This is a genomic window from Paenibacillus sp. FSL R10-2734, assembly GCF_037963865.1.
GTDB lineage: Bacteria > Bacillota > Bacilli > Paenibacillales > Paenibacillaceae > Paenibacillus_AQ.
Genome location: NZ_CP150170.1, coordinates 5,698,975 through 5,712,195 on the forward strand (window position 1 = coordinate 5,698,975; position 13,221 = coordinate 5,712,195).

A 13,221-nucleotide genomic window follows, 5' to 3' on the forward strand; every position below is an offset into this window, starting at 1 on the left:
TAGTTTATATACATTCTTATATAAGCAAATGAATGTTCTAATCGAAAAAGCTGGGGGATTTATGGACAAAAAACTACAACACACTGACGGCAATTATTTATTTAACGTCGACATCCTGATTAATGCCCAAACCAACCCGCTTGCATTACAATATCTGCTTGAAATGTTGAACAATAATGACAAAATCACAGATTTCAACATTAACTCCGGTCTCGAATTAGGGAGAACCATTGACAGTTTGCTTCGTTCCGCTAAACTAGCCTTGAATCAAAGTTCTGCTCCTCCTCCCATTTCTTTAAAGCTGCCACCTCAATCCACCAAGAAGCAGCTAGATGAACCGATAAATAAACAGATAGAAATGCCTGCGCAGCAGACTGCAATTGAAACGCCAGCTGATGCACTCGGGAAGATTCGTCAGTATATTCAGAATAACCAATTAGTACGTTTACGAGCAAATCGGTATGGAAAACAAGTGTCTATGCCCTGTCGTATTTTAAACTTTGATGAAGAAGCCCATTCTATCAGTGTTTACCATGTGGATGAGAAGCAGGTATACCGTTTTAACCTCAATGAAATTGACGAATTCATGTAAACGTATACGTTACATTTAAATAAACATCCGCTCCTACACGGAACGGATGCTTATTTATATACCCTCTGTAATTGGTTGTCTAGGATGCCTTTTTGCTACGTGAGAATGCTTCCAAAGCCAAACATAGCCAGCCTGCTATGAAGCACACTCCACCAATAGGTGTAATCGCTCCAAGCACCTTAATCCCGGAGATACTCAGAACATACAAGCTACCTGAGAACAAAATAGTGCCAGCTATTAACAGACGCCCTGCCCAGCGTAACCGGGCACTTTCTCCCCATTGACCTACAGCCAGTGCTATCAAAATCACACCAAGCGCATGTACCAAGTGATACTGTACACCAGTCTCATATACCTTCATATATTCTTCGCTGATAACAGGTTTTAATAGATGAGCGCCAAAAGCGCCTACTCCTACTGCCAGCATCGCTAGCAAAGCCCCCCAGGCCATAAGTTTCCGTTGCATACGATTACAACTCCTTAATATTAGACTTCTTCTATCATAAACGATTACCAGTTGCTTTTTCCAGCAACCATTTATGAATTAGCCACAATCAGGGGTTGCTTTTTTAGCATCAATATGAAAAAGTGGTTATTAACAACATTTCATACATCTCTCAAGGAGTGCAACCCATGGACCTTAATTCTCTCTCAAAATCTGACGTACCTACAGCAGAGGTAGGAAATCCCCAACCTAATATGAGTCAGCCAGATGCTGATTCAGCATCTTCCTATCAAAAAGTAGAACATGACCTACAACACTCTGGACCTGGTATTGCTTCTTTCGTTATCAGTCTCGTGACCATTCTCGGTTATGCCGCCCTCTTTCTCTTCATTATTGTGAAGGCTTCTTCAATGGTTAACGAGAACTCGAATCTACTAGCTGAATCATCGCGGTCTATCATGCTTCTAGGAATGACTGTAATTATTCTCTCAGCGCTTAATGTGATTGGTGTTGTCATCGGCATTATTGGACTTTCCATCCGGAAGCGACGTAAGGTGTTCGGCGTTATAGGTACAATCATCAACGGTGTGATTATCCTACTCTTTATGTTGCTTGTTACTATTTTCTTAGTTAATGCTGGGACGTTATAACATTCAAATCAAACGCCATAACAAAAGGGCTGTTCCTGAATCAATTAGGAGCAGCCCTTTTGTTATTTATAAATGATAGAACTCATTTATTTTGCAAGTGACAGCTTCGATAGCACCCGTTGTTTAACGGTAGCATCGCCTTCCACTGCTTTTTCTACATATTCGAAAACTACGGGATCATCCGTATTCAACTTCTCAAGAACGCTCTCCATTCCAGCTGTAATCTCGAAAGCCGTAGGACCTTCTTTTGTCTCAATCTCAACAGAATGACTATCTATTTGTCCGACGTAAACGCCTGTTCCTTTAATAATTTTAGCTTCTGGATTTGCAGTAGGTTTTGGTGCTGAAGTACTTGGATTCTCTGTAGGTGCAGTTGTACTCGTACTTTCTGTAGGTACAGGCGTGCTAGTGGTCTCCTCTGTTGGTACTGGTGAAGCTGTTGCAGTTGGTTCTGCAGATGGCTGCGCTGAATTATTAGTAGCACCGCAAGCGGTTAAGGCAAGCGTTAATGCTGCGATTGCAGCTATGGCGGGTAAGGAACGTTGTTTTTTCATGTTGACTGCCTCCTCTATGTTTAGCGGTTGTTTTCAAAGTCATTTTCCACAAGCCTACTCCTATAAACGTTATCAACTCTGCTAAGGTTTCATAATACTTTACTTTTTAATAACTTCCATTCTTTAATAGGCATCCGCCGGATGCAGGCTGGAGCAGGGTTAATACAATAATGTTGAGCCTGATTTATCCCTAAGGAGTGGTCCCCTTGAGAATCGATATCGGCTGCGGATCCAGTAAAGAGGCAGGTTATCTCGGGATCGATCATATCGCGGGTCCCGATGTGGATATTGTCTGTGACATTAACCAAGGCATCCCTTTGCCGGACAATACCGCCGAGTTTGTAATGGCTAGTCGTGTTTTACCCTATATGGATGATTTATTCGCGGTTATGTCGGAAATTCACAGAATTTGCATCCACAAAGCCGTTGTTTGCATTCTGGCCCCTTATGCCCACAGCTTTGCCCATATGTCCAATCCTGCCTTCAAGCAAAAGTTTGATGAATATACTCCGCGGTATTTGACAGGATCCTTTTTCCAGCCACCATCAGGTCCAGTATGCCCAGCTATTTCAGACTATCCCATACCTGTTCCACCGTTCGATTATCGCCTGCTCAGGATGGAGCTGTTCTACCAACTCCCTTATGAAGATCCTCTTTATGAAACAGAGGAATTAGAAATACTCAAGACCCTTCAAGCCAATGTTGTGCATGAAATCATGTACCATTTCACCGTAATCAAAGAAGAAATCTCCATTCATGAGCTGGAATTGATGAGTAGAGGTCACTATGCTGAACCCCGTGTTCTTATGAAGCGCAGGCTAAAACCATACATTAGACAAAACTTCCTATAATTTATTGATGGGACATACAATTATACCCGATTTGCGTCATAGGCTAACATACAGATATTAACTGTGCCGTCCTGATTAAGGGACGGTACACTTTTTTCCAATAAATCAACCTCGAAGGAGGTGAGAATCATTCCACTAGTCGTACGGGCAACGATTAATGCGACCGGTGCTATCACATTTACGGGCAACACACTCGGACTTAGTCGCTCCGATACGGTCGGAGTGCCAGGGACACAGGACAGCATCGGCGGCTTTACCACTGTTAACACTTCATCCATTTTTGGCACCTATCCAAATGGGACAACAGGTCTTTATACGAGCAACAGTTCAGCAGCTATATTGATCCTACCCTCAGGAAGCACTGTACTATATGCAGAGCTGATCTGGGGCGGTACCTATATTAATGGAACCGTGAATCTCAGTGCAGCCATAAACAACCCCGTCTCTTTCATAACTCCTGCTGGGACTACATTCAGCGTTACTCCCGATCCAGCAACGAGTAACGTAGTCGATTTGGGAAGTGGTGCATCAGCATATGTACGTTCCGCCAACGTAACCAGCATCATTCAACAAGGCGGTGCTGGCACCTATACTACAGGCGGCGTTGTCGGAACAATTGTAATTCCAGGTGACCCTACAGCCAACCATGCAGGCTGGACTCTAGGTGTTATCTACCAGAATACAGCTCTCCCATTTCGCAATATGTCCCTTAGAGCAGGCGCAATACTTGTACAGGCAACATCAGCCCCGGTTTCAACTACGATAACTGGATTCGCAACACCAATTACAGGTGCGCTTGGGGGCAGGGCACTATTCAGTGCACAGGAAGGAGATGCAAACCGTTCAGGGGATCAGGCCTTGTTCGGTCCAACCTCGGCTACACTCGTAGCATTGTCTGGACCTAACAACTTTGCTAACAATTTTTTCGCATCACAAATTAATAATGATACAGGTAACCTCAATACAACGGGAACGTTTGGAACCCGCAATCAGACGAACGGAAATCCAGGCACCAACATCATCGGTGGTCGCCAGGGCTGGGATATTACGAATGTTGACGTGTCTGCCAGACTTGTAAATAATCAGTCTTCAGCGATCTTACAATTAACTACCTCTGGCGATGCTTATGTACTCAACGGTAATGCCATACAAGTCGATATCAATGCACCCAAAATAAACGTTACTAAAAGTGCCAATGTGTCCGGACCTATCGTCGGAGATACGGTAACTTACACTGTAATTGTCAGTAATACCGGTACAGCGGGTGCGGCTAGCGTCGTTTTATCCGATGCTCTGCCAGCAGGATCTACCTTTGTCACCGGAAGTGTAGTCGTTGCTAGCGTCGCAAAGCCAACCTTTGATATTACAGCGGGAATTCCTCTAGGTTCATTAGCTTTAAGTACTTCAATAACGGTTACATATCAAGCCAAAGTCACTTCATTACCACCAAGTCCGCAAAATATCGCTAATACCGCAAATGCTGCTTTTACATTTCAAAGTGTAGCCGGAGGCCCTATCATGACCGGGGTCATTCCATCCAATACAGTAACTTTACCTGTATACTCTCCCATCCTTAACATCGTAAAATCTTCCAATATTGCAAATGCGACTGTCGGAGATCAAATCACTTATACCCTTCAAATCACAAACACTGGAAATATCGGCGCTGTAACCACCCTAACTGATAACATCCCTACTGGAAGTTCTTACGTTGCGGGTAGCTTCACCGTCAATGGAACACCATTCGCTGGAAATCCTGCTACAGGTATCGCCATAGGGACGATAGCTGCTGGAGGCAGCTCTACGGTTCAGTTCCGCGTACTAGTCAACAGTCTTCCGTCTCCACCGCAACTAGTCGATCAAGCAAGCGCCGCTTATACCTTCCAGATTCCAGATGGGCGGACTGTAGCAGGATCAGCTTCATCCAATACATTATCTATTCCAGTTAGAACACCTAATGTTACCGTAGTCAAAAGCGCAAGCTTTGCTGACGTCGCTGTAGGAGATACTCTGCTCTACACCTCCATAATCAGCAACAACGGGATTGCAGCAGTTACCAACGTATCGCTTTCAGACAGCATCCCTGCCGGAACTTCACTGGTCTCAGGAAGTGTTACGGTCGGTGGCACCGCACAGCCATCCGCTAATCCTGGTACGGGGATTTCTGTTGGTGCCATCCCTCCAGGGAATTCCGTTGCCGTCACCTTTCAAGTCAACGTGGTCTCATTACCCAGTCCCGCACAGCTATTGAATAGATCTTCTGCATCCTTCAGCTCGGGATCGTTTACTGGTATTTCACTTTCAAACACAACTACGACTCCGGTATATCAACCGGTAATCCAGATAGTCAAAAGTTCGAACGTTGCCAGTGCCACTGTAGGTGGCAATATTCTCTACACATTGAATGTTCAGAATTCAGGAAATATTGGAGCAGCTGTAATCCTCAGCGATAATATTCCTTCAGGTAGCTCCTTTGTTTCGGGTAGTGTCACGGTTAACGGAGTTGCTAGGCCTGCTGACTCTCCACTAGCAGGAATTAACTTAGGTACTGTAGCCTCAGGGGTTAGTGTTCCTGTGACCTTTCTTGTCTCTGTGCAATCTTTGCCTTCACCACCTGTTCTGAACAATCAGGGCAGCAGCAGCTACACCTACCAACTACCAAGCGGAAGATCATTATCCGGAACCAGTCTTTCCAACATCCTGAGCATTCCGGTCTCCGCTCCAAATATTACGCTAACCAAATCTGCAAGCCTTACTGCAGTAGCGGTCGGCGAGGATCTGACATACACAGTCGTAGTGTCCAACACAAGCAGCGTTGCTGTGAATAACGTCGTCCTCTCTGACCCCATTCCTTCAGGAGGTAATTTTGTAGCAGGAAGCGTTATTGTTGGTGGTTCATCTGTGGCAGCTGCTAACCCAAGTACAGGAATATCAATTGGTAGTATTGCAGCAGGAAGCTCTATAACGGTCTCTTTTATAGTGAACGTTGCTTCCTTGCCAAATCCATCGCAGTTTGCAAACAGAGCCAGCGCCTCTTTCTCATCTGCTGCCTTCACCGGATCTTCACTATCGAACACGGTAGTAACACCGGTGTACCAGCCGATCATTAGTATGGTCAAAAGCGCTAATACAGCCCAAGCCTCCGTAGGTGGCTCTCTGTCATACTCCATCCTGATCAGCAACAGCGGGAATATTACAACTACTCTGTTGGTAACTGATATCCTTCCACCTCAAGCCGTCTTTGACACGAACAGTGTAATCATCGGTGGAACGCCTCTGCCCGGATATAATCCGGCAACAGGAATCCCAGTAGGCCCTTTGGCACCAGGTGACAGCGTATCTGTAAGCTTTCTGGTCACGATAACTGCATTACCTCCTTCACAGATGTTGCTGAACACAGCCTCGGCAACATATAGTTTCACCCTCCCAGACGGGCGTCAACTCGGAGGAAATGTAGTGTCGAATACGCTCTCTGTCCCTGTTTCTGCACCGAACGTAAGTGTCGTAAAAAGCGTGAACGCTATTTCTGCCGTTACAGGCGATATTTTAACATTCACCTCGGTATTGACAAACAACAGCATTGCTACTGTAAGCAACATCATTCTCAGCGATCCTATGCCTGAGAATGTAGCTTTTATTCCCGGAACCGTAATTGTAGGCAGCATAACCCAGCCGCTAGCAGTTCCGTCCGCCGGTATTCCAATCGGTAGTCTGGGTCCAGGCGCCACAGCTACCGTAACATTTGAGGTGAGGATAACGATGCCGATACCATCACAGATTAATAATCAGTCGTCCGTCAGTTTTACATCCGGTGTATTCTCCGGATCTTCTTCATCTAATATTACAAGCACACCCGTCACTCAGCCACAGATCTCCTTAGTAAAAAGTGCCGCGGATGGAGACGGCGATTTCGATGCCCTAGTTGTAGGTGATACCGTCATCTACACAGTCGTCGTAAGCAATACAGGTAATCTTGCCGCAAATGTAACCCTAACCGATAACATTCCAGCTGGGACTGTTTTTAATCCTAATAGTGTTATTGTCGGCGGAATGCCACAACCAGGTGCAGCTCCAAATACCGGTATATCCGTAGGGAGTGTCGCACCTGGAGCCAGTATTTCTGTCAGCTTCTCTGTCGATATCGTCTCCTTGCCAACACCGCAACAAATCAGCAATCAAGCTTCTGCAAGCTTCACCTTTACTCCACCCGACGGTAGACCCTTAAGCGGAACTGCTGTGTCTAATACCGTCACACTACAGGTTTCTGCTCCTAATATCGTAGTAGTCAAAAGCTCAACCTCTACCTCGGTAGCTATCGGTGATACGGTTACTTATAACGTAAACATCACCAATAACGGTTTAGAGGCTGTTAATAGCGTGTTACTAAGCGATCCAACACCAGCAGGTGCTGCTTTTGTGGCGGGCAGCGTATCTGTAAACGGAGTACCTTTTCCGAATATGAGTCCAGCTTCAGGGATAACTATCGGTACCTTGGCAGCCGGGGCATCAGCGCTAATTGCTTACAGCGTTACCGCCACCTCTGTTCCTCCCACGGCTACACTCATCAATACTGCATCCGTAACCTTTACTTCAGGTGTTTTTTCTGGTACAACTTTTTCAAATGCAGTTACTATTCCTGTATTCCAGCCGAACATTTCTGTTGTCAAAACAGCAAGCACGAATAACGCTACAACAGGTGACGCAGTCAGCTACACACTGACCGTTAGTAACACGGGGAATTACCCAGCAAGTTTAATCGTTACTGACAACATTCCAGCCGGTACCACCTTCGTTACTAACAGCGTGCTTATTAATGGACTCCCATTAGCGCAAGCAGATCCGTCTACGGGTATTCCTGCCGGAGTTATTCCTCCCGGTGGTACAACAGCAGTAGTGTTCACAGTAAATATCACCTCATTGCCAAACCCACAACAACTAGTCAATCAGGGAACAGTGACTTATAGCTTCACGCTTCCGGATGGGCGTACACTAGGTGGCTCAGTCCTATCTAATACGATTACTATCCCTGTCTCTTCTCCTAATCTAGCTGTAGTTAAATCCACTACAACAATATCAACCACGGTTGGGGACACCATCACATATTCCGTCGCTATTACTAATAATGGAATCGAGACTGTTAATAATGCTGTATTCACAGATGCCCTTCCTGCGGGAACTACATTTGTATCTGGCAGTGTGCTAGTAGATGGTGTGCCTCGTACGGGGGTTAGCCCTTCCACGGGGGTAACCTTGGGCAGTATTGCACCAGGTGTAACTGTAACCGTAGTATTCACAGTGAATACAGTCTCATTGCCACCTTCCGGCCTACTAGATAATCAGTCAACGGTCAGCTTCACCTCAGGGGTTCTCTCTAATGTAGCCTTCTCTAATATTGTAACAACACCTATTTACTTACCAATTTTAGCCGCAGCCAAAAGCTCAAACACAATTCAAGCAACAGTTGGGGATACCATTACCTACACGATTAACGTAACCAATACAGGTAATTACGGGGCTTTGGCTACTCTGAGTGATACCATCCCATCAGGTACGACATTTGTACCAAACAGTGTACTTATTCAAGGCGCTCCAGCTCCGGGAGCAGATCCTGCGGCAGGCATTCCACTCGGTGTGATTTCCGCTGGTGCATCTCTGTCTGTCATGTTCTCAGTACTCATTACGACACTGCCTGCAAGCCAGCAGCTGATTAACCAAGCATCGGTAGCATTTGCTTACACATTGCCTGATGGGCGTACCTTTAACAGTTCGATTAATTCCAATACGACAACTATTTCAGTATCCTCACCGAATGTTCTCGTAACTAAGTCTTCACCAGCTACAGATGCCGTTGTGGGCGATACAATTACCTACAACCTGATAGTTACCAATAGTGGAATCGCTAATATCAGCAACGTAAACATTAGTGATCCAATACCAGCAGGTTCTTCGTTTGTTGCTGGCAGTGTGGTCGTTGATGGCACTCCACAGCCTAATGCCAATCCAGCGAATGGTATCTCGCTCGGCACTCTTGCACCGGGTGCATCATTTAATGTCTCGTTCAACACCATTGTAAATGTACTGCCTAATCCTGCAACGCTAACTGATCAAGCTTCCGTCAGCTTCACATCTGGAGCATTCTCGGGATCCTCATTCTCTAATACACTTGTTATTCCGGTATATCAGCCTATCATCGTTGTTGTCAAAGGCGCGGATAGAACTGCAGCAACGGTCGGAGATACAATTACTTACTCCCTGAACGTAACGAACACCGGAAATCTAATAGCAAATGTGGTCATAACTGATACCATTCCTAATGGAGCTATCTTTGTTCCAAACAGCGTATTAGTTAACGGAGTGCCGCAACCAGGCTCCGATCCGTCTACCGGATTAAATATTGGAGCAGTTGCTCCGGGAAGCACGGTAACAGTGACCATAACCCTTCAGGTTACTGTAGCCTCTCTCCCGTCACCGCAGCAATTAGTCAATCAAGCTTCATCAACTTTCTCATTCACACCACCAGATGGTCGACTGCTCACCGGAACTTCACTTTCAAACGTCCTAATTATCCCTGTCTCTTCTCCGGATGTGAGTGTCGTTAAGAGCACTACCTCTATAGATGCCGTTGTCGGCGATATCATCACCTATACGATTGTTGTCACCAACTTGGGGATTTCGCCAGTCAATAACGTCATCATGGTTGACCCTATCCCAGCAGGCAGCCAGTTTGTAACAGGCAGCATCACTGTAGACGGAACCCCACGTCCTAATGGCAGCCCGGCTTCCGGTATTGCCATCGGAACGATTGCTGCTGGTGCTACTTCAACCATTACCTTCCAGGTTCAGGTAGTAGCGTTATGATTCCCGGCTCACGTACCCAACCTGTCGTAACCAATCAATCCATGGTACTCTTCAACTCGGCAGCGGGTGTTGACGGTATTGTCTATTCCAATACCGTTAACACCCCGGTCGTGGGCCCGGTACTTTCATTGCTGAAGAGTACAGATAAACTTCATGCCTCTTTAGGTGACACTCTGGTGTATACCATTAAGGCTGCTAATAATGGAAACACAGAAGCTTTGCTAACGGTGTATGACATTCTTCCAGAAGGTGTATCCTTTATTTCCAACAGCGTGCTTAGAGACGGTGTGCCTCTTCCCGGGGCTACACCGTCTTCGGGCATAACGCTAGGTTCTATCGCTCCGCAAAGTCAAGTGAGCATCGCCTTTCAAGTCGTCATCATTTCACTGCCGTCTTCATTAATGCTGCAAAATAAAGCGCTAGGTCGTTTTTCTTTTGCCACACCGGAGGGAAGAATCGTTAACGGAGATCTATATTCTAATTCCGTACTAGTTTCTTTACGTTCCTACCAGCTCTCTACTTCGTTGTCTTCAAGCACGCCAACTTCTTTTATAGGGGATGTAGTTACCTACACATTGCGGCTTACCAACGAAGGAAACAGTCTTTTAAACCAAATCATCGCAACGATTTCCACTCCGAACGGAGCCGTCTTCATTCCAGGGAGTGTCATTGCTGGTGGAATCTATTATCCAGAATCCGATCCTACGCAAGGAATATTACTCGGTCAACTTGATAAAGACCTAAGCATTGATATTACTTTTCGCGTTCGTGTTATAGAGATCCCTCCATCCTCGGAGCTGACCAACTGTGCAGTTGTCACTTATACCGTTGATGATGATTCCAATACAACTGAGAGTAACACGGTGGTTGTCACACTCGTTCAGTCGGGAGTCACCATCAGCAAAAGAGTAGATCATGTTACAGCATCTCCAGGCGACAGCCTAAGATACGAGCTTACGGTAACCAACAGCGGGAAATTGGCCGTAAATGCGGTCCTGACGGATGCCATACCTTCGGGTACTCTTTTCGTATGGGATAGTGTTCTCATAAACGGAGTGATGCAAAAAGGCGCTCGCCCTGCTGAAGGCATTCAGCTTGGTACTTTAAGAGGGGGAACTACAGCGGTCGTAGTCTTTCAAGTGAGTATACCTGCAGCCATAAACATTCATGCAGTCGCAGCTGTACAAAACCATGGCAGTGTGCAGTATACTTTTGTGCTCCCGGACGGACGAACAGTAAGACAAACCTCACGTTCCAATACAGTTACTACCTTAATAGTCACACCTGTCATTTCTCTCGAAATTCATGCAAAGCCTACTCTTGTGGAAGCAGGAGAGCGTGTCCAGCTGTGGATCTCACTTACGAATAGTGGAAATTGGCCTGCAGAAATATCCTTGAATAGGTTAACACCGGAAAAATGCCTTCTTGATCCCAGCAGCATTGTAATTGACGGCATTCCTAATCCGCAATCTTCATATACAGGCTCCTTGCAGCTAGGTACGGTCAAGGCTGCTGCTACTGTTAACATTAATTATTTTGTCAGGGTAAGTGAACATGTACTAGGTCGTTTCCTTAAAGGCTTAGTAACTGCTCAATATTTTTTTAATCTAGATGGACGTGAATACACTGGCGAGAGCCTGTCGAACAGTTATATTTTGACCGTGGAAGAGATCAGTGAATAAGAAATCACATATCCCCCATCCCCATGAATATACTTTAGTTACAACCCAAGAAGAAACGACGTAGTCGTCTTTTAAAGACGATAACCGTTTCTCGTAGAAATATATTTTCAAAACATCCCCACAAAGTGAAGCCTTGCTTTCGATACGTACTCAGGTACTTTGCGGGGGCCCAACTATTCTTTACCTAAGGTTCCTTCAGTCAGCATTTATATTCCATGGGAGGTGGTCATCCTGTCGCAATCTTCCGGTCCCTTTTCCTTCGTAGTCTCAAAAGAAGACTGGTCCCTTCATCGCAAAGGCCATCAGGATCAGGAACGTCATCAGCAGAAGGTCAGAGAAGCCATCAAGGATAATTTGCCGGATCTCGTGACCGAAGAAAATATTATTTTGTCAGGCGGTAAGCAGATTGTGAAGGTTCCGATCCGCAGTCTGGATGAGTATCGGATTATCTATAACTTCCGTAAGCAAAAGCATGTAGGGCAGGGAGACGGGGAAAGTCAGGTTGGCGATGTACTTGGTCGCGATTCACAGTCGGCACAGCCCGGCAAAGGGGAAAAAGCAGGTGATCAGCCTGGTCAAGACACCGTGGAAGCAGAAGTCAATCTGGAGGATCTGGAGGACATCTTATTTCAGGATATGGAATTGCCACATCTGAAGCCAAAGAATAAGGAAGAGATCGAGGTTAAATCCATCATCTTCAACGATATCCGAAAAAAAGGTATGATGTCCAACATCGATAAGAAGCGCACCCTGCTGGAGAACCTTCGTCGTAATGCTAGCAGAGGCAATCCCGGTATTCACAGCATAAGTCCTGATGATCTGCGATACAAAACATGGGATGACATTCGAACGCCTCATTCCAATGCGGTCATTATTGCGATGATGGATACGTCAGGCAGTATGGGTTCTTTTGAAAAATATTGCGCCCGCAGCTTCTTCTTCTGGATGACCCGTTTTCTGCGCCGTCAGTATGAGAAGGTGGAGATTGTCTTTCTCGCCCACCATACAGAGGCTAAGGAGGTCAGTGAGCATGATTTCTTCACTCGTGGTGAGAGTGGGGGAACCATCTGTTCCTCCGCCTATCAAAAAGCGATTGAGATTATCGATAGCCGATACCCGCCTGCGCAATACAATATTTATCCGTTTCACTTCTCCGATGGTGATAACCTCACCTCCGACAACGAACGTTGTGTGAAGCTAATCGGAGAACTGCTGAAACGAAGCAATATGTTTGGCTACGGCGAAGTGAACCAGTACAACCGCAGCAGCACGTTAATGTCCGCTTATCGTCATCTAAAGCACGAACAATTCATGCATTATGTCATAAAAGACAAAAAAGAAGTGTACCAGGCGCTGAAGACCTTCTTCAGTCAAAAAGGCACTGTTAAAACATAAGCTCCCTTTAAACGGGTGTCCCCTCAGCCATTTCATGGCTGAGGGGACACCCGTTTTTTTTGGGAGGTTCTCCGCTTTGAACCAAATACCAAACTTCGTTTGATTCGGGTAACATTCACGCATACAAAGCAGCCTTCGGACTCAGATGACCTTATACGCGACTTTTAAACACATTTGGCTTACTATCGGACTCC

Annotated in this window: 8 protein-coding genes; 6 read left to right on the plus strand and 2 right to left on the minus strand. The window is 45.8% G+C overall.

The annotated features are described in order from the left end of the window. The first annotated feature begins 61 nt into the window (after window positions 1-61). Window positions 62-592 (plus strand): hypothetical protein, encoded by a 531-nt coding sequence (locus tag NSS67_RS24870; RefSeq protein ID WP_339316355.1) that lies wholly within the window; start codon window positions 62-64, stop codon window positions 590-592. A gap of 79 nt (window positions 593-671) precedes the next feature. Here the strand turns inward: NSS67_RS24870 and NSS67_RS24875 are convergent, their stop codons facing one another. After that, window positions 672-1,058, minus strand: coding sequence for a DUF423 domain-containing protein (locus NSS67_RS24875; protein ID WP_339316356.1), 387 nt, complete (start codon window positions 1,056-1,058; stop codon window positions 672-674). Between the two features lie 167 nt (window positions 1,059-1,225). Between NSS67_RS24875 and NSS67_RS24880 the strand changes: the two genes are divergently transcribed. Then, window positions 1,226-1,687 (plus strand): hypothetical protein, encoded by a 462-nt coding sequence (locus tag NSS67_RS24880; protein ID WP_339316357.1) that lies wholly within the window; start codon window positions 1,226-1,228, stop codon window positions 1,685-1,687. An 86-nt stretch (window positions 1,688-1,773) separates the two neighbouring features. Here NSS67_RS24880 and NSS67_RS24885 read toward each other — a convergent pair whose 3' ends face one another. Continuing rightward, the gene (locus NSS67_RS24885) at window positions 1,774-2,241 is read right to left on the minus strand and encodes a hypothetical protein (RefSeq protein WP_339316358.1); all 468 of its coding nucleotides are present in this window, start codon (window positions 2,239-2,241) and stop codon (window positions 1,774-1,776) included. A gap of 206 nt (window positions 2,242-2,447) precedes the next feature. Between NSS67_RS24885 and NSS67_RS24890 the strand changes: the two genes are divergently transcribed. The 4 genes from NSS67_RS24890 to yhbH all read left to right on the plus strand — a co-directional run bounded on the left by NSS67_RS24890 (window position 2,448) and on the right by yhbH (window position 13,027). Further along, window positions 2,448-3,092: a methyltransferase domain-containing protein gene (locus NSS67_RS24890; RefSeq protein ID WP_339316359.1), complete on the plus strand. Its 645-nt coding sequence runs from the start codon at window positions 2,448-2,450 to the stop codon at window positions 3,090-3,092. A 120-nt stretch (window positions 3,093-3,212) separates the two neighbouring features. After that, on the plus strand, window positions 3,213-9,950 hold the full coding sequence (locus tag NSS67_RS24895) for a hypothetical protein (RefSeq protein WP_339316360.1): 6,738 nt from the start codon (window positions 3,213-3,215) through the stop codon (window positions 9,948-9,950). Next, window positions 9,947-11,632 carry a hypothetical protein gene (locus tag NSS67_RS24900; RefSeq protein WP_339316361.1) on the plus strand — a complete coding sequence of 562 codons (1,686 nt, stop codon included), beginning with the start codon at window positions 9,947-9,949 and terminating at the stop codon, window positions 11,630-11,632. Before NSS67_RS24895 ends, NSS67_RS24900 begins: the two co-directional genes overlap by 4 nt. 231 nt (window positions 11,633-11,863) lie before the next feature. Further along, the gene (gene yhbH, locus NSS67_RS24905) at window positions 11,864-13,027 is read left to right on the plus strand and encodes a sporulation protein YhbH (RefSeq protein WP_339320699.1); all 1,164 of its coding nucleotides are present in this window, start codon (window positions 11,864-11,866) and stop codon (window positions 13,025-13,027) included. Window positions 13,028-13,221: the final 194 nt, after the last annotated feature.

Coding starts and splice junctions, on each gene's coding strand:
- NSS67_RS24880 (WP_339316357.1), top strand. CDS start 1,226: ATGGACCTTAATTCTCTCTCAAAATCTGACGTACCTACAGCAGAGGTA.
- NSS67_RS24900 (WP_339316361.1), top strand. CDS start 9,947: ATGATTCCCGGCTCACGTACCCAACCTGTCGTAACCAATCAATCCATG.
- NSS67_RS24885 (WP_339316358.1), bottom strand. CDS start 2,241: ATGAAAAAACAACGTTCCTTACCCGCCATAGCTGCAATCGCAGCATTA.
- NSS67_RS24870 (WP_339316355.1), top strand. CDS start 62: ATGGACAAAAAACTACAACACACTGACGGCAATTATTTATTTAACGTC.
- NSS67_RS24875 (WP_339316356.1), bottom strand. CDS start 1,058: ATGCAACGGAAACTTATGGCCTGGGGGGCTTTGCTAGCGATGCTGGCA.